Raw genomic sequence first — 18,148 nt, 5'->3', positions numbered from 1 at the left:
ATGGAGTTTAAAAAAATCCAATTAAACGGATTTAAATCTTTTGCTGAAAAAACCAACTTTTTAATTGAGGATGGTCTTACTGGTATAGTGGGTCCTAACGGCTGTGGGAAATCTAACATTGTAGAATCTTTAAGATGGGTAATGGGTGAGACCTCTGCAAAAAGTATGCGTGGATCTGGTATGGAGGATGTTATATTTTCAGGAACATCCAATAAAGCATCAAAAAATATTGCAGAAGTATCAATCGAAGTTGAAAATAAAGATAAAGAAGGCCCTATCCAATACCGTGAATTAGAGCAAATACAAGTTAGAAGAAAAATAGAAAAAGATAGAGGATCTAAATTTTACATTAATGATAAAGAAGTAAGAGCAAGAGATGCGCAAATGTTTTTTGCAGATCTTTCGACTGGTGCACACTCTCCATCTATGATTAGCCAAGGAAGAATAGGTGCACTAGTAACTGCGAAACCAACTGATAGAAGGGCTATTTTAGAAGAAGCTGCAGGAATATCTGGTTTACACGTTAGGAGACATGAGGCTGAATTAAGATTAGGTGCGGCTGAGAATAATTTAAAAAGAGCAGATGAATTAAGAAGACAGCAAGAAAAACAATTAGCAAATCTTCAAAAACAAGCTGAAGAGGCAACAAAATACAAACTAATTTCAGATCAAATTAAAAAAATTGAAGCAGGTTTATATTATTTAAAATTAATAGAAATAGACAAAGAAATTAGAATAGAAAATGAAATAAATACTGAGGCAGAAGGGGAAGTAGATGGATTTAATAACAAAATATCTGAATTAGAAAATTCAATTAAAATTTTTACAGATAAAGTAAATCCATTGAGAGAGAAAAATATAGAAAATTTATCTAGGATACAAAGACTTAATCTAGAACTTCAAAGTTTAGATGAGGAAAATACTAGAATTCAAGATGAGATAGAAAGCATCAAAAAATCCATTCAAACAATTGATGATGATATCACGAGAGAAAAAGGGATTATTATAGACGCTAACTCAAATGAAAAAAGATTGAAGGAAGAAAAAACTGAATTAATTGAGACAGACTCAAAGTATTTTGAAACAGAAAAATTATCTAATGAAGAGTTAGAAAGCGCAAAAGATAAACTTAAAGAAGAACAAAAAGCTGTTGATGCAGTTGTAAATAATTTAGCTGACGAAACTGTAAATATAAGTGTTGGTCCAATAAAAAATATAAAAAATACAATATCAAGGGTAAAAGAATTAATAGACAGCAACGAAATAAATCAAGCAGTAACACTTCTAGATAGATGTAATATGGAGCTAGATAGTTTTTTAAATGATTTAAAAAATGAGAGATCTAGAAGTGAATTATTAGGAGTTAGTGAAAAATCAAAAAATATAAAATTACTTCAAGAAAAATATGCTGATGCATATAGTAAAAATCAATCAATTAAAAATGAGTCTATAAAAAGAAATGAAAGAATTAAAACCATTGAAACAGAAATTGAAAGTTGGAAAAATTTACTAACTAACTCAGAAAAAATGGTTAATGAACTAACACAAAGAAAAGAAAAATTGTCAAAACAATTAAGTGATTTAGAAAACCAACCTAGAGTACAGGCTGAAAGAAAAGGTCAAATTTCAGAAAATTTAAGAATTTCAGATAAAGAAAAAATTGATAATGAAGCGATTATAGATGAAACTGATCAAAAAATTGAAATGTTAAGAACGCAATTAAATGAAATTCAAGAACAATCGATTCAAATCAGAGAAAGAAAAGCAAGTTCAGGAGCTACAGTTGAAGGCTTGCAAAAAAGAAAAAGTGATCTCCTTGATAGAATTAGTTCTGAGTTAAATTTGAATGAAGATAATATTTTGGAAAATTCAAATTTAAACGGAGTAGAAGAGCTTCCAAACCCAGTTGATCAAGAAGATGCTTTAGATAAGAAAAAACAAGAAAGAGAAAAATTAGGATCTGTAAATTTAAAAGCAGATGAAGAAACAAGTAAATATGAAGAAGAGATAAAAAAAATGGAACAGGATCGTGCCGACCTTGTTACCGCGATTGTGAAACTGAAAGATAGCATCAATGAACTTAATGAAAAAGGAAGAGAAAGATTGATTGAAGCCTTTGAAAAAGTTAATAGAAAATTTAATGAAGTTTATACAAAACTTTTCAATGGTGGAAATGCCAAACTAGAATTGGTGGACTCTGATGATCCACTTGAAGCAGGTTTAGAAATGTTGGTTAGTCCTCCGGGAAAAAGACTTCAGTCTATAACTTTGTTATCTGGAGGTGAGCAAGCATTAACTGCTCTCTCATTAATATTTGCAGTATTTTTAACAAACCCTTCACCTATATGTGTATTAGATGAAGTTGATGCACCGCTTGACGATGCTAACGTAACAAGATTTTGTAGTTTACTTGAGGAACTAATTAAAATCACCAACACCAAATTCATAATTGTAACTCATCATGCTTTAACTATGTCAAAAATGAACAGACTATATGGGGTAACTATGCCTCAAAAAGGAATTAGTCAGCTTGTAGCTGTTGATTTACAAAAAGCAGAGAGTATGGTTGCTTAAACTATATAAATGCCAAAAGACCCTTTCAAAACTCGCTTAGAGATTGCAAAAAGCAAGATTTCAAAGAAAAATCTCTACAATAAGAAGAATGACCCATCACCTATAGGAACTGCATTCAAATTGAGTACAGAACTTGTTTCTGCAGTGGCTGTGGGGACAATTATTGGGTTTATTTTTGACAAGACCTTTGGTACTAAACCTTGGTTTATATTAATATTTTTTTTTGTTGGTGTAGTTGCTGGAATAATCAATGTGATTAGATCTGCAAAAAAAATGCAAAAATAAATAAGTATTATGGCAGCAAATCCTATGTCTCAATTCGATGTTTATAGAATTGGACCTGAAATTAAAGTTGGAGCATTTGACATATCATTTACGAACGCAAGTTTGTTTATGATTTTAAGTACTGTATCTATTTTGTTAATCTTTAATTTAGGATCAAAAAAAACTTCAATACTACCAAACAAAATTCAATTATTAGCAGAACTTAGCTACACCTTTGTATCTAAAATGATTAGCGATACAGCTGGATCAAAAGCTAAACCATATTTCGCATTTATATTTTCTCTATTTATGTTTGTTTTATTTTGTAACATGTTTGGAATGATACCTTATACTTTTACTGTAACCAGTCATATCATTGTAACATTTGTGCTCGCAGCATTTATATTTATTGGGGTGACTTTAATTGGGTTTATTAAACATGGATTTGGGTATTTAAAATTATTTGTTCCAAGTGGAGTGCCTGCAGTATTACTCCCTTTAATTGTTGTTATAGAAATTATTTCTTATTTAAGTAGGCCTATAAGTTTATCAGTTAGATTATTTGCTAATATGATGGCTGGTCATACAATGATGAAAGTATTCGGAGGCTTTGTAATTAGCCTTGGAATAGTTGGTGGGTGGCTTCCACTAAGTTTTTCGGTTGCGTTAACTGGTTTGGAGATCTTAGTTGCTTTTCTTCAAGCTTATGTTTTTGCAATCTTAACCTGCATCTATTTAAATGATGCATTAAATTTACACCATTAATAACAGAGGAGGATATAATGGAATTAGAAGCAGCAAAAATGATCGGAGCAGGTTTAGCAGCAATTGCTTTAGCTGGAGCTGGTGTTGGTATTGGAATAATTTTTGGAAATTATTTGTCTGGTGCAATGAGAAATCCATCTGCAGCACAAAAACAATTTCCTAACTTGCTTTTAGGTTTCGCACTTGCAGAAGCTACAGGATTATTCGGATTGGTAGTTGCGTTAATCATTCTTTTTGCGTTTTAAATTGATGGTTAAAAAAATATATTTTCAGTCAATATTTTTCAGCTTCTTTTTTATTAAAGAAGCTTTTACAGCTGAAAGTGGAGGTATGCCCCAATTAAATCCAGAGTTTTGGGTTTCTCAAATTTTTTGGCTAATACTTACTTTTGGTATTATGTATTTAGTTTTATCTAAACTAATACTACCAAAAATTAGTAACAATTTAGAATCGAGAAAATCTCAAATATTAGAAAATATTGAGGCTGCTGAGAAACAAAGAGAAGATAGTGATGCAAAACTAAAAGAATACGATGAAATCATATCTAAAAGCAAACTTGAGGCTAATAGTATTTTCAATCAAGCAAGAGAAAAAGCATTAAAAGACATTGGTGCAAAAAGAGAAGTGCTTGATAAGCAAATTGATAATGAAATTGCTGAGGCTGAAAAAGAAATAGATGCATTAAGAAAAAAAGCACCAGATAAAATAAATAGAATTGCTATTGAGACTTCGTCTGAGTTATTGCAAAAACTAATTGGAGCTGAAGTAAATAATAGTAGTATATCTGCAATTGTTGACGATCTATCCAAAAGAAATGGAGATAAATACTATGGCAATTGATGCAACATTTTGGGTAGCCGTATCATTTATTATTTTTTTTGGAGCGTTAATTTACCTTAAAATTCCTCAAAAAATTTCTGAAATGTTAGATAAAATGATATCTGACATTAAAAATGAAATTGATGAAAGTGAAAAATTAAGAACCGAGGCAAAAACTCTATTAGATAACTCACAAAAAAAATTAGATACAGCTCAGTCTGTTAGTAACGAAATTCTTGAGAACGCCAAAAAAGATGCAGATAGATTAATAATTGAGATGAATGATAAGTTTCATAAATCATCAGAAATTAAAAAAAATTTAGCTGAAAATAAAATAAGTCAGATGAAAGAAGCGGCTTTAAAAGAAATTAAGGATATATCAATAAAGATTGCCGTAGACTCAGTTAAAAAAATAATAACTACATCTGTAGACAAGTCAAAATTAGATGCAGTATTTCAAAAAAATTTAGATGAAACTAAAGCAGAGTTAAAAAAAATAAACTCATAATACACTTACAATTTTAAAAAAAAGCTATAAATTATTAAAATGAATTCTATAGTAATTGGATCAGGATTTGGTGGAATCGCAGCAGCACTAAGACTTAAGGCAAAAGGACATAAAGTAAAATTAATAGAAAAGCACCCAGACCTAGGTGGTAGAGCTAGGGTCTTTAAAAGAAATGGATTTATATATGATGCAGGGCCAACAGTAATTACTGCGCCATATTTAATTAATGAATTGTTTGAGTTATTCAAAAAAGATCCCAAGAATTATATAGAACTAACCCCACTTAAAATTTGGTACCAATTTATTTTTGAGGACAAAACTAAATTTAATTACTCTGGTGATGAAATAGAAATGAAAAGCCAAATTGAGAAGCTTAGCAAAGAAGATGTCAATGGATATGAAAAATTAGTTAATTTCACAAAAAAGATATTTGATAAAGGTTTTTTAGAACTTGCAGATGTGCCATTTGATAAGCCTTTTGTAATGATGCAACAATTACCTGCTCTCTTAAAACTTAAAAGTTATAAATCAGTTTACTCACTTGTTTCATCTTATATAAAAAATGAAAAATTAAGACGAATGCTTAGCATGCATCCTTTACTGGTTGGGGGAAATCCTTTCACTACAACATCTATTTATGGATTAATTCTTTATTTAGAAAAAAAATGGGGAATACACTATTCCGTTGGAGGAACAGGAAATATAATTAAAGGTTTTGAAAAGTTAATGAATGAGGTTGGTATAGAAATATTAAAAAACACTGAAGTAACTGAAATTATAACAAAAAATAATAAAATAAGTGGTGTGAAAATAAATAATGAAAATGAAATTGGTGCAGATAATGTTGTTTGTAATGCAGATCCACCTGCATTTTATGAGAAGATGTTAAGCAGAAGCAACGAAAGTTCTATGTTATTTAATTGGAAAAAAAATCGAATGGAATATTCTATGGGTTTATTTGTTTACTATTTTGGTACAAAAAAAAAATATGAGAATGTTGAACATCATACAATTAAGTTTGGAAACAAATATAAAGAACATCTTGATGATATATTTGATAAGAAAAAATTAAATAATGATATTAGCTATTATCTTCACAGACCCACAGCGACCGATAAAACTATGGCCCCAGAGGGAAATGATTGTTTTTATGTGTTAGTGCCTGTTCCTAACAATCAGTCAAAAATAAATTGGGAAACTGAAGGTGAGAAAATGAAAAATCTTGTAATTGAAAAAATGGAAAAAGACTTAATGCCGAATCTTAAGAATAATTTAGTTGAAGATTTTTATCTAACACCTGATTACTTTGAAAAAGAGTTAAATACAAAATTTGGATCAGGTTTTTCAATTCAACCTAAATTTACACAATCCGCATACTTTAGATTTCATAATAAATCAGAAATATATGATGGTTTGTACTTTGTTGGAGCGGGTACACATCCTGGGGCTGGCGTTCCAGGTGTTCTCTCTTCAGCGAAGGTTTTAGATAAATTATTTTAATGTTAACAAAGAATTATTTAGCTATTTATGCAAAATCTTTTAATTGGGCAGGTTTTTTTTTACCAAAAAAAACCTATCAAAAATGCTCCGCGCTTTATGATTTTTGTAGAGAAGTAGATAATATTGCTGATGATGAAAACAAGATTGAAATAAAAAAAGATAATTTTATTAAATTTCAAAAGAATTTTGTAGACAAAAATTACGGTGATCCAGTCATTAAAAACATGTGGGATCTTATTAATGAATTTAGTATATCCACTAAAATTGTTGACGATTTATTTGAGGGTATTAATTCTGATATTAAAGAAAAAGTTAAACTTAACTCAAAAAAAGAATTATTAATATATTCATACAGGGTGGCTGGTACAGTTGGATTAATGATGGCTAAAATATTGAATGTTCACAATGAACAATCTCTTAAATCAGCTATTGATCTTGGAATTGCTATGCAATTAACAAATATTTCTAGGGATGTTATGGAAGATAAAAAAAGTAATAGATTTTATATCAATGAAAGTTTTGAGGACATAAAGACTACAATCGAACTTTCGGAGAAGTTTTATGAAAACTCATTTTACTCAATAAAAGAAATACCTTTAAGTTTCAGATTTTCTATTTTAGTTGCAAGAAGAGTTTATAGAAAAATAGGATATAAAATTTTAAATAAACAAAATATAGAAAATTATAAAAAGTCAGGAAAAATTTATGTTTCAAATATTGAAAAAATTATTGAAACTTTTTTATCTATTTTTGACTTAATTAAGTTATCACTTATAAATAAAAACGATGATAATATTAATCATGATCATAATTTAATTAATGAAGAAGTAAATTTAAATGAAAGAATTTGATTACATAATTATAGGTGGAGGTTGCGCAGGCCTTTCATTAGCATATGAGCTGGAAGTTTATGATAAATTAAAAGATAAAACTTTAGCAATTATTGAGCCAAGAGAAGATTATAAAAGAGATAAAACTTGGTCATTTTGGAAGGTTTTTTCACATAACTTCGATGAATGTGTCAAAAAGAGTTGGAATAATTTTACAATAAATACACCCAATAATACAAAATATGTAGATTGCGAACCTACACCATATCAAACGATAGATAGTGGCATGTTCTACGAAAAAATACTTTCAAAACTTAAATTAAATAAAAATATTCAGTTTTTTAAAAGTATTGATCAAATAGATAAATCAAATTCAATTGTATTTAATAGTGTACCTAGTTTTGAGAATAAACAGAATGAGTTATGGCAACACTTTTGTGGAGTTGAAATAGAAACAGATAAAGACTTCTTTGATGAGGAAATATTCAATTTGATGGACTTTGCTTGTGATCAAAGAAATAAAGTTCATTTTTTTTATACGCTACCATTTACAAAAAGAAACGCCTTAGTTGAAACTACTTGGATATCTGAACTAAATAATGAAAAACTAAAAGATTATGATGAACAAATTGATGATTATTTGAGTAAACATTTAAATATTAGAAACTGTAAAATTAATTTCAAAGAAACTGGAGCAATCCCACTTTTTAGACAAAAAAATGTAAATAAATTTAATGAAATTTATATAGGCTCAGCAGGAGGAATGACTAGATTAAGTACGGGCTATACTTTCCTAAATATTCAAGAACAAAGCAGATATATAAGAGAAAACATAGAAAATATAAAAAATGTAAATCTATTTAAAATTAATTCAAAATATGATTTTTTAGATAAAATCTTATTGAGGGTTCTTAAAAACAATTCCAATGAAATGGGAAATATATTTTTTAAAGTTTTTAATTCAAAACCTAAAACAGCTATCAATTTTTTATCAAATAAAAGCAGTTTTTTTGAAGATTTAGAAGTAATTCTAAAAATGCCAAAGTGGAAATTTTTAAAAGAATTAATTTAAGATGATAAATAAAATAAAAAAAATAAATCTAAACCATTCATTTATTTTTTTCTTTGTTGTAAACCTTTTTTGTATTTTGCTATTTAAGTTTAATAATTTAAATATTTCATCAATTTTGTGTTTACTTTTAATTTTAATTATAGGTGTTTCCCATGGATCTTTAGATCATATAAAGGGAAAAAAACTGCTAAGATTATTTAATATAAAATCAACTTATATATTCTATATCTCGTATCTTTTAATTGCAGCAATAGTAATACTAACTTGGATAATATTACCATCAATAACTTTAATTGTTTTTTTAATGATCGCTTCCTATCACTTTGGAAAAGAGGATACACAATTTTTGATTAATGATAGATCTTATTTCACTCAAATACTTTATTTTTTTAAGGGATTTTTAATTATACTTGCTCCTTTATATTTTCATTTTCAGGAAACAATAGCAATTTTTAAATTATTATTAATTGATAATGAGGCATTTTATTCAAGTTTAAATTTTATTGAAACAAATAGTGTAATTCAAATAGGAATATTTTGTAGCACCCTGTCTAGTATTTTTCTTTTCCTAAAGAATTTTGAAATCAAAAAATTTGTAGTTTTTTTAGATTATTTTTCTATTTTAATTTTAAATTACTATTTATCGCCACTAATTGCTTTTACTGTTTATTTCTGTTTTTTACACTCGATTAGACATTCAATTTCACTAGCTATTGATCTTGATCCAAATAGTTTGGTTTCTGGATTTAGATTGTTTATTAAAAAAGCTTTACCATTAACAATTTTGACAGCTATTTTTTCTTTTATTGCTCTATATCTGTTGGAAAATTCATACAATTTGGATAGTGCAATTTTAAAAATAATATTTATAGGTTTGGCGTCTTTAACCTTTCCACATATATTGCTGGAATATTTTCTAGAAAAAAATGAAAAATAAAGAATTAAAAATATTATTATCTGCACCCCGTGGATTTTGTGCCGGGGTAGAAAGAGCAATTGAAATAGTTGAAAAATCTATAAAAAAATTTGGAGCTCCAGTTTATGTGCGTCATGAAATAGTCCATAACAAATATGTTGTGGATGATTTAAAAAATAAAGGGGCAATATTTGTCGAAGAGCTGGAGGAGATAAAAGATAAATCAAGACCAGTAATTTTTTCAGCACATGGTGTTCCAAAAAAAATACCTGAAGATGCAAAAAATTATAAAATGACTTATGTGGATGCCACATGTCCACTTGTTTCTAAGGTTCATAGAGAAGCAGAAAATCTTAATAAAGCTGGTTACCATATAATTTTAATTGGTCATGAAAATCATCCAGAAGTAATTGGAACTATGGGTCAATTAATCCAAGGTTCTATAGATCTAATCCAAAATGAGGAAGATGCTAAAAATTATCAAAATAAATTAGATAAAAAATTGGCATATATTACTCAGACTACTTTGTCAGTTGATGATACAAAAGAAATAATAAAAATTTTAAAAACCAATTTTCCTAACTTAAAAGAACCAATGAAAGAAGATATTTGTTATGCAACTACTAACCGTCAAATGGCAGTAAAAAATATTGCAAAAAATTGTGATATGTTTTTTGTTATTGGAAGTAGGAACTCCTCAAATTCTGTTAGACTAGTTGAAGTAGCAAAAAAATCAGGGTGTGAAAATTCACAACTTATTCATTCGGAAAGCTCAATACCGTTTGATCAAATAGAAAATTGCAATACTATAGGTATATCTTCAGGAGCATCTGCGCCAGAAATATTGGTTGAAAATTTTATTAATGATTTAAAAAATAAATTTTCTATAAGTATCGATGAAGTTGAAATAATTAAAGAAGATGTAGTATTTAAAGCTCCCAAAAAATTAAATTAAAAATGGCTGTCTATACAAAAATAAATCAAAAAGAAATTAATATTATAAATAAAAATTTTAATATTAATAAAGTAATAAGTTTTAAAGGTATCGAACAAGGAATAGAAAATACAAACTATCTTCTTAAATCAAAAAAGAAAAAATATATTTTAACTATATTTGAAAAAAGAGTTTTACAAAAAGAAATACCTTTTTTTATGAAATTGATGGATAATTTAAATAATTCAAAAATAAATTGTCCTAAGCCTCTTAAAACTAGAAATAATAAATATCTTATTAAATTAAAAAATAAAACTGCATGTATTGTTTCATTCTTAGAAGGTAAAGATAAAAAAATATTAAATATAAATGATTGTTATACAGTTGGTAAAACAATTGCTCGAATGCATATGGTCACAAATAAAATGAAGCTTAATCGAAAAAATTCGATGGGTATTAAGAATTTAAAACCTTTGTTGGAAAGTATTAAATTTAAGTCAAAAAAGTTTTCAAATTTAAAAGTATTCTTAAACAATAACCTAAAAGATATTAATAGATATTGGCCTAAACAATTACCCAAAGGTGTTATCCATGGTGACTTATTTATAGATAATATCTTTTTCAAAAAAAATAAACTTTCTGGAATAATTGATTTCTACTTTGCCGCCAATGATTATTTTATGTATGAAATTGCTATATGCATCAATGCTCTTTGTTTTGATCATAAAAAGAGAAAATTCCATTTAAATAAGAAAAAAATTAAAAATTTAATCAAAGGGTATGAAAGTGTTAAAAAAATTTCAATGAAAGAAAAAAAATCTATAAATATTTTGTGTAGAGGTGCAGCATTAAGATATTTATTAACAAGATTGTATGACTACTCAAATACACCAAAAACAGCATTGATTAAAATTAAAGACCCTAATGAATATTATCAAAAATTACTTTCTCACAATAATTTAAGTTCATTTAAAGATTATTTAAATTAATGATTACAATTTATACAGACGGTTCTTGTTTAACAAATCCAGGTAATGGTGGATGGGCTGCAATTATAAATGATGGAAAAGAAATAAAAAAAATTAGTGGTAACGAAAAAAATACAACAAATAATAGAATGGAGTTGTTAGCCCCAATTAAAGCATTGAAAAATATGAGGCCTGGTATTGAAATAAAAATATATACTGACTCTCAATATGTAAAAAATGGAATAACTGAATGGATTAATACTTGGTTAGTTAATAATTGGAAAACCTCAAAAAAAGAAGATGTTAAAAATAAAGATTTATGGATTGATCTATATAATTTAAATAAATCACTTAATATTCAATGGAATTGGGTTAAAGCTCATGATGGAAACCCTTTTAATGAAGAGGTGGACTTACTAGCTAAAAAAGCAGCAAATTTAGATTAATTTTAAAAAATTTTGAGCTGCTGAAATTTCACAAGTGGCGGTATCTTCTTCTGCTTGTATTTTCTTTACAACATTGTCGTCAATTAACATTGTATATCTTGCTGACCTCATTCCCTGACCCCGATCGTGTCTATCTATTTCTGCTCCAATTGATTTAGTAAATTCACAATATGGGTCTGCAGCCATAAATATTTTATCTTCAACTTTTTGACTATCACCCCATGCTTTCATTACATTTGGATCATTAACTGAAACACAAATAATTTTTGTAACCCCTTTATTCTTTGCTTCCTCATAATTATTAACGTACCCCGGAAGATGTTTTGCGGAACAAACTTTTGTAAATGCTCCAGGAACACCAATCACAATTGTTTTATGATTCTTAAAAATTTCTGCTGTAGTTATTTTTTTTGCTGCTCCACTTGAGTCTAAATAATAAAATTTTGAATTTGGAAGTTGTTCTCCCTCTTTAATCTTCATTTTATTTTACCTTTAATATAGTTTTTAATTTTTTCTAAATTGTTTTCAACTATATCATATTCTTCTTTTTCATTCAAAATAAACTCAAGTTCTTTTGGTAAATCAGATTTTAAATTAATGGCTTTAGTAACAGCATCAGGAAATTTACATGGATGAGCAGTTGCTAGTACAATATTATTTCCTTTTAAGTTATGCTTGTCGAAAGCACCATATCCAATTGCTGTATGTGGATCTAAAACTACAGAAAATTTTTCATACACCTTTTTAATAACATCCAAAGTCTCACTCTCATTCAGACTAGCGGATAAAAAATTTTCTCTAATTTTATTTAATTTATCATCATCAATTAAATATTTTCCATTCTCTTTAATATTTTTCATATCTAATGAAGTCTGTTTATCATCCTCATTATTAAGGTCGAATATAAGTCTCTCAAAATTACTAGCTATTTGAATATCCATACTAGGAGAAATAGTTTCTGAAACCTTTTCTGCTTCATAACTACCTTTTGATATTGCTCTATGTAAAATGTCGTTTCGATTAGTTGCAACAATTAATTTATTAATAGGCAAGCCCATTTTTTTAGCTAAATATCCAGCATAAACATCTCCAAAATTTCCTGTTGGTACTGAAAAATTTGTTGGTTCACCTATATTTTCAACCAATGAATAACTATAAAAATAATAAACACTTTGAGCAATAATCCTCGCCCAATTAATAGAGTTTACCCCTGACATTTTGATATCATTTGAAAACTGCTTATCTGCAAACATAGATTTAACCAAGTTTTGGCAATCATCAAAGTTTCCCTTTATAGCTATATTAAATACATTTTCATATTTACCTGTTGTCATTAATTTTCTTTGAACTGGTGAAATACGATTGTCTGGATGAAGCACAAAAATATTAACATTTTTTTTTCCTTTAATTGCATCAATTGCTGCAGCACCAGTGTCTCCAGATGTGGCAACGACAATATTTATTTTTTGATTTTCAGTGTTTAGGTAATATTCGTAAAAGTTACCTAAAAGTTGCATTGCAACATCTTTAAAAGCTAGAGTAGGACCATGAAATAATTCTAATATTGTTTTGTCTCCAATCTTTATGAAATCTACAACGTTATCTTTTCTAAAAGTGGAGTAAGATTTATCAATAATTTTACTCATTTCAGATTCAGGCATAAAATTACCAATAAATGGATAAACAATTTTTTTTGCTAATTCCGAATAACTAAGTTTTTTTAAATCTTTAATTTCATTTTCCCCATATTTCACTAATGCTTCTGGAATAAATAAACCTCCATCATCGGCAAGACCTTTGATAAAAACGTCTTTAAATTCAAAGGTTTTTGATGTGTCTCTTGTACTTACGTATCTCATTTAATAATTTTTTTTCCTAAAATATAAATATATTAAAAGAATTGAAATCGCCATAGAAAACCAAGTAATTGCATACTTCTTATGATTATTTGAAATTTTAGCAGTAATCACTCTTGGTTTTGGAATTTTATAATCACCGTTTAAATAAATGACATATTCTGAAAAATTTCTACCAGTAAATTTTAAAATATCTTCTCTATCCAAAGTAAACCAATAATTTTTTTCAATATCATTTTCAGGCTTGAATGTACTTGGTTTAGTTTGTAGCATAAGAGTGCCGACTATTTGATTTTGATCGACTAAATTTATTTCAGGTAGGTCTTTTTTTTCAAAAGGTATCCATCCCCTATTCACTAAGTAATTTTCATCTCCAATTTTTATTGGATTAATTACCTCAAATCCAGGTTTCCCTGCATCATTTAAATTATACAAGTAAATTTGTTTGTCAAAATCAATATCTCCACTTGTCTTTATTCTTAGATAGTTTTTTTTTTTAATGTTGGATAATTCCACTGGATCGTTTTTTAAAGAATTTTCTATTTGCTCAATTAATTCTAATTTCCAATTTAATCTATAAATTTGCCAAAACCCTAGGGAGAGAAGAGTTAAAATAATAAAATAAACAAATACTGAAAATAGAAATTTATTCTTCAAGGATAAATATTAACTTCCCCAAATATATATTGCAGCAAATAAGAAGAGCCACACAACGTCAACAAAATGCCAGTACCAAGCAGCTGCTTCAAATCCAAAATGATGATCTTTTGTGAAATGACCAAGCCTTCCTCTCCACAAACATACCGCCAAAAAAATTGTTCCAATAATCACATGAAAACCGTGAAAACCTGTTGCCATATAAAATACTGCTCCATAAATATGACCCGAGTAGGTAAAAGTAGCATGATGGTATTCATATGCTTGTAATAACGTAAAAAAGAAACCTAGTATTACTGTTAAAGTTAACCCTTGTATAAATCCTTTTCTATCATCCTCCAATAAAGAGTGATGTGCCCAAGTAACAGTTGTTCCTGATAATAATAAAACTAAAGTATTTATCAAAGGAATATCCCAAGGATCAAATGTTTCAATATCTTTTGGTGGCCATACATTTCCAACAAATTCATTTGGAAACAAGCTTATGTCAAAGTAAGCCCAGAACCATGCAACAAAGAACATTACCTCTGAAGCAATAAATAAAGTCATTCCATATCTATGATGAATTTGAACAACAGGAGTGTGATGACCTTGATGTTCAGCTTCGATTACTACATCTCTAAACCACATATATGCACCATAAATTAACAAAGCTAAACCAAGATACATTCCCCATGAAATACCGTTATGCATATAAAAAATTGCACCTATAGCTAATACTAAGCATGCAAAAGATGTATAGATTGGCCAAGGGCTTGGATCAACTAAGTGGTAATCGTGTTTTTTCTCTGCTGACATTTTCGTGATTATGATTGTTTATAGTAATCTGTCGAGAAAAAAGTGTACGACATAGTTACATCTTGTAGATTTTTTGTAGTTGGATCGTTCACAAGGTCAGGGTCTAAATAGAAAGTCATTACGTAAGTTGCCTTCTCTCCTGCCTTTAACTCTTGTTTTTCAAAACAAAAACATCCTAATTTACTGTAATATTTACCAAAACTTGCTGGTGAAACATTAAAACTAGCTACACCATGAGTCGTTTCGTTTCCTAAATTCTCAACTTCAAATTCAATTCTGTTTACCTGGCCAACTTTCACATTAATAACGTTTGATTTTGCTTTGAAATTCCAATCAAGATTATTTACATTTGTATCAAACCTTACACTTACAACCTTATCTAACACTATTTTTGGAGCTTCTTTTGAAACCTGGGTTGTTCCTCCAAAACCAGTAACTCTACAAAACAAATCATACAAAGGCACTGCTGCAAAAGACAATCCTAACATAAGGATAAAAATCCCAGCTAAAAGTAAAGGAGTTAATGTTTTGCCTTTAATCATATCTGTCTATCAAATACTCCAACATTGTATAAAGTAAAAATAAATAAAAATACCATAAATGCTAAAATTGCTATAGCTGTTATAATATTTTTTTTCTTTGTTTTTTTGTCAGGTGTTATCATAAAATTTTATCAATTAAAAAAAGAACATAAATTAAAAATAAATACAAAATTGAATATCCAAAAATAGATTTTGCTTTTTTTGCATCAAATTTATTTTTTTTAAATTTATAAAGGTCGAAACATAAATAATTATAATAAATTGTCAAAATTAAAGATGGGATTAAAAAAGTTATACCTACAAAGCCAATTGCATAAGGCAAGATAATTGCAGGTAACATCGTTAAAGAATAAACAAATATGTTTAATTTTGTACTCTCAACTCCATTAGTTAAAGGAAGCATTGGAATTTTAGCTTTTTTATAATCATCAGATTTATACAAACTTAAGGCCCAAAAGTGTGAAGGAGTCCAAAAAAATATTATTAAGAAAAAGGTAATTGGTTCAAAAGTCAAAGAATTAGTAGCTATAGTCCAGCCAATAACTGGAGGCAGTGCTCCTGCAGCTCCTCCGATTACTATATTCTGCGGAGTTTTTCTTTTTAACCAAATTGTATAAACAAATACATAAAACAAAATTGTAAAAAGTAATAAACTAGCTGATATTCTATTTGAATAATAATCAAGAGCAATTACAGAAAAAATTGAAAGAAAAATTCCAAATACTAGTGCTTGATTTCTATTTACCTTTCCTGTCGGAATTGGTCTCAAACAAGTTCTTGTCATAAGGGCATCTAAATCTGACTCGTACCACATATTTAAAGCCCCAGCTGCTCCTGCTCCGATTGAAACTAAAATTATTCCAATGATTGCATCTTTTGTTGGAATTATATTTGGAGCCATTAACAATCCAACTGCACATGTAAAGATAACCAAAGACATTACTCTTGGTTTCATTAATTTAAATAATTCAGAAAAATTAAAGGCGTCTTCTTGAGATAAGTTTCTATTTTTTAATTTAGACTTAATCATTAACATAAAGTTAAAAAATCTTTTTTACTATATTTAGCTTGTAGATTTTTCAACACCATCTTCATCTTCAAACTTTGGTAATTCATCAAAAGTATGAAAATTAGGTGGAGATGGCACAGACCATTCTAAAGTTGTAGCGCCTTCTCCCCATGGGTTTTGTGCTGCAGCCTTTTTCTTATAAAACGCATAAGCAAGGTTAATAAAAAATACCACCAATCCAATTACAGAAATATAAGAACCAATTGAAGAAATATAATTCCATCCTGCAAAAGCATCTGGGTAGTCAGCATATCTTCTTGGCATTCCTGCAAGACCTAAAAAGTGTTGTGGGAAGAAAACCAAGTTTACGCCAATAAACGTTAACCAAAAGTGCAATTGACCCATCCACTCTGAGTATTCGTAACCAGTCATTTTTCCAAACCAGTAATAAAAACCAGCGAAGATGGCAAATACAGCTCCTAAAGATAGCACGTAATGAAAGTGAGCAACAACGTAGTAAGTATCATGCATTGCGGTATCCACTCCAGCATTCGCAAGCACTACACCGGTAACTCCACCAACAGTAAATAAAAATATGAATCCTAAAGCCCAAACCATTGGGGTCTTAAATGAAATCGAACCACCCCACATAGTTGCTATCCATGAAAATATTTTTATACCGGTTGGTACTGCAATGATCATCGTTGCAGCTAAAAAGTATGCTTTAGTATCTGTGCTTAAACCAACTGTATACATGTGGTGAGCCCAAACAACAAAACCAACTATTCCAATTGCAACCATAGCATAAGCCATTCCTAAGTATCCAAAAACTGGTTTTCTAGAAAATGTTGAAACAATATGACTGATCATTCCAAAGCCTGGTAAGATTAAAATATAAACTTCTGGGTGACCAAAGAACCAAAATAAATGTTGGAATAATACTGGGTCCCCACCAGTTTGTGCATCAAAGAAAGCTGTTCCAAAGTTCCTATCTGTAAGAAGCATCGTAATTGCTCCTGCTAAAACTGGTAATGATAAAAGTAATAAGAAAGCAGTTACTAATATTGACCAAGCAAATAATGGCATTTTGTGCAATGTCATGCCAGGTGTTCTCATGTTTAAAATTGTAGTAATAAAGTTTACTGCACCTAAAATTGAAGAAGCTCCAGCCAAGTGTAAACTTAAAATTGCAAAATCCATTGCTGGACCTGGTTGACCAGCTGTGGATGATAATGGAGGATATATTGTCCATCCACCACCAACACCTGTTTGACCTGGAGGGCCATCCATGAAAATTGACATTATTAACAATATGAAAGATGTAGGTAGTAACCAGAATGAAATATTATTCATTCTAGGAAAAGCCATATCAGGTGCACCAATCATAATTGGAACAAACCAATTTCCAAATCCACCAATCATTGCTGGCATCACCATAAAGAAGATCATGATCAAGCCATGACCAGTCACTAAGACATTATATAAATGATAGTTTCCACCCAAAATTCCATCACCAGGATGCATCAATTCCATTCTCATTAAAACTGAGAATGCTGTACCAATCACACCTGCGATAATTGCAAATATTAGATACATAGTTCCAATATCTTTGTGGTTGGTTGAATAAGCCCAACGTTTCCAACCAGTTGGTGTATGATGATCGTCGTGTGATGCTGTTTGTGTATACATA

At 29.0% G+C, this 18,148-nt stretch carries 21 protein-coding genes; 13 read left to right on the top strand and 8 right to left on the bottom strand.

Going from position 1 to position 18,148, the window contains the following annotated elements:
- From ACTT9L_RS06985 to rnhA, 13 genes are read left to right on the top strand one after another with little or no spacing between them, the layout of a single operon-like run.
- The gene (locus ACTT9L_RS06985) at nt 1-2,574 is read left to right on the top strand and encodes a chromosome segregation SMC family protein (RefSeq protein WP_440928585.1); all 2,574 of its coding nucleotides are present in this window, start codon (nt 1-3) and stop codon (nt 2,572-2,574) included.
- 9 nt (nt 2,575-2,583) lie between these two features.
- Nucleotides 2,584-2,859, top strand: a complete 276-nt coding sequence (locus ACTT9L_RS06980) for an AtpZ/AtpI family protein (protein WP_440928584.1) — start codon at nt 2,584-2,586, stop codon at nt 2,857-2,859.
- A gap of 9 nt (nt 2,860-2,868) precedes the next feature.
- Entirely contained in the window at nt 2,869-3,603 is a 735-nt protein-coding gene (locus ACTT9L_RS06975; RefSeq protein ID WP_440928583.1) for a F0F1 ATP synthase subunit A, read from the top strand.
- A 17-nt stretch (nt 3,604-3,620) separates the two neighbouring features.
- Nucleotides 3,621-3,848 carry a F0F1 ATP synthase subunit C gene (locus ACTT9L_RS06970; protein WP_006997791.1) on the top strand — a complete coding sequence of 76 codons (228 nt, stop codon included), beginning with the start codon at nt 3,621-3,623 and terminating at the stop codon, nt 3,846-3,848.
- A 4-nt stretch (nt 3,849-3,852) separates the two neighbouring features.
- On the top strand, nt 3,853-4,443 hold the full coding sequence (locus ACTT9L_RS06965; protein ID WP_440928582.1) for a F0F1 ATP synthase subunit B family protein: 591 nt from the start codon (nt 3,853-3,855) through the stop codon (nt 4,441-4,443).
- A complete protein-coding gene (locus ACTT9L_RS06960; RefSeq protein WP_440928581.1) occupies nt 4,418-4,930 on the top strand; it encodes a F0F1 ATP synthase subunit B family protein in 513 nt (170 codons plus the stop codon). The genes ACTT9L_RS06965 and ACTT9L_RS06960 overlap by 26 nt, the downstream gene beginning before the upstream one ends.
- Nucleotides 4,931-4,969: 39 nt before the next feature.
- Nucleotides 4,970-6,430 carry a phytoene desaturase family protein gene (gene crtI / locus ACTT9L_RS06955; RefSeq protein WP_440928580.1) on the top strand — a complete coding sequence of 487 codons (1,461 nt, stop codon included), beginning with the start codon at nt 4,970-4,972 and terminating at the stop codon, nt 6,428-6,430.
- On the top strand, nt 6,430-7,281 hold the full coding sequence (locus ACTT9L_RS06950; protein ID WP_440928579.1) for a phytoene/squalene synthase family protein: 852 nt from the start codon (nt 6,430-6,432) through the stop codon (nt 7,279-7,281). The genes crtI and ACTT9L_RS06950 overlap by 1 nt, the downstream gene beginning before the upstream one ends.
- Nucleotides 7,268-8,332: a lycopene cyclase family protein gene (locus ACTT9L_RS06945; protein WP_440928578.1), complete on the top strand. Its 1,065-nt coding sequence runs from the start codon at nt 7,268-7,270 to the stop codon at nt 8,330-8,332. The genes ACTT9L_RS06950 and ACTT9L_RS06945 overlap by 14 nt, the downstream gene beginning before the upstream one ends.
- A 1-nt stretch (nt 8,333) precedes the next feature.
- The gene (locus ACTT9L_RS06940) at nt 8,334-9,269 is read left to right on the top strand and encodes a Brp/Blh family beta-carotene 15,15'-dioxygenase (protein WP_440928577.1); all 936 of its coding nucleotides are present in this window, start codon (nt 8,334-8,336) and stop codon (nt 9,267-9,269) included.
- A complete protein-coding gene (gene ispH / locus ACTT9L_RS06935) occupies nt 9,259-10,203 on the top strand; it encodes a 4-hydroxy-3-methylbut-2-enyl diphosphate reductase (protein WP_440928576.1) in 945 nt (314 codons plus the stop codon). The genes ACTT9L_RS06940 and ispH overlap by 11 nt, the downstream gene beginning before the upstream one ends.
- 2 nt (nt 10,204-10,205) lie before the next feature.
- Complete coding sequence (locus ACTT9L_RS06930; RefSeq protein ID WP_440928575.1) at nt 10,206-11,171, top strand: homoserine kinase; 966 nt, start codon at nt 10,206-10,208, stop codon at nt 11,169-11,171.
- Nucleotides 11,171-11,596, top strand: coding sequence for a ribonuclease HI (rnhA, locus tag ACTT9L_RS06925; protein ID WP_440928574.1), 426 nt, complete (start codon nt 11,171-11,173; stop codon nt 11,594-11,596). Before ACTT9L_RS06930 ends, rnhA begins: the two co-directional genes overlap by 1 nt.
- Here rnhA and ACTT9L_RS06920 read toward each other — a convergent pair.
- Genes ACTT9L_RS06920 through ctaD form a run of 8 tightly spaced genes read right to left on the bottom strand, consistent with a single transcriptional unit; the run spans nt 11,588 to nt 18,147 of the window.
- Complete coding sequence (locus ACTT9L_RS06920; RefSeq protein WP_440928573.1) at nt 11,588-12,076, bottom strand: redoxin family protein; 489 nt, start codon at nt 12,074-12,076, stop codon at nt 11,588-11,590. The genes rnhA and ACTT9L_RS06920 overlap by 9 nt on opposite strands.
- A complete protein-coding gene (gene thrC, locus ACTT9L_RS06915; protein ID WP_440928572.1) occupies nt 12,073-13,455 on the bottom strand; it encodes a threonine synthase in 1,383 nt (460 codons plus the stop codon). The genes ACTT9L_RS06920 and thrC overlap by 4 nt, the downstream gene beginning before the upstream one ends.
- Nucleotides 13,456-14,109, bottom strand: coding sequence for an SURF1 family protein (locus ACTT9L_RS06910; protein WP_440928571.1), 654 nt, complete (start codon nt 14,107-14,109; stop codon nt 13,456-13,458).
- A 9-nt stretch (nt 14,110-14,118) separates the two neighbouring features.
- Nucleotides 14,119-14,907 (bottom strand): cytochrome c oxidase subunit 3, encoded by a 789-nt coding sequence (locus ACTT9L_RS06905; protein WP_440928570.1) that lies wholly within the window; start codon nt 14,905-14,907, stop codon nt 14,119-14,121.
- Between the two features lie 8 nt (nt 14,908-14,915).
- Entirely contained in the window at nt 14,916-15,449 is a 534-nt protein-coding gene (locus ACTT9L_RS06900) for a cytochrome c oxidase assembly protein (protein WP_440928569.1), read from the bottom strand.
- Complete coding sequence (locus ACTT9L_RS06895; protein WP_440925682.1) at nt 15,446-15,571, bottom strand: serine protease; 126 nt, start codon at nt 15,569-15,571, stop codon at nt 15,446-15,448. Before ACTT9L_RS06895 ends, ACTT9L_RS06900 begins: the two co-directional genes overlap by 4 nt.
- Complete coding sequence (cyoE, locus tag ACTT9L_RS06890) at nt 15,568-16,479, bottom strand: heme o synthase (protein ID WP_440928568.1); 912 nt, start codon at nt 16,477-16,479, stop codon at nt 15,568-15,570. The genes ACTT9L_RS06895 and cyoE overlap by 4 nt, the downstream gene beginning before the upstream one ends.
- A gap of 33 nt (nt 16,480-16,512) precedes the next feature.
- A complete protein-coding gene (ctaD, locus tag ACTT9L_RS06885; RefSeq protein WP_440928567.1) occupies nt 16,513-18,147 on the bottom strand; it encodes a cytochrome c oxidase subunit I in 1,635 nt (544 codons plus the stop codon).
- Nucleotide 18,148 lies beyond the last annotated feature (1 nt).

It is taken from the genome of Candidatus Pelagibacter sp. (assembly GCF_052049675.1).
Lineage (GTDB): Bacteria > Pseudomonadota > Alphaproteobacteria > Pelagibacterales > Pelagibacteraceae > Pelagibacter.
The sequence above is the reverse complement of the archived record's forward strand: the minus strand, read 5'-3'. Positions and strand labels throughout refer to the sequence as shown.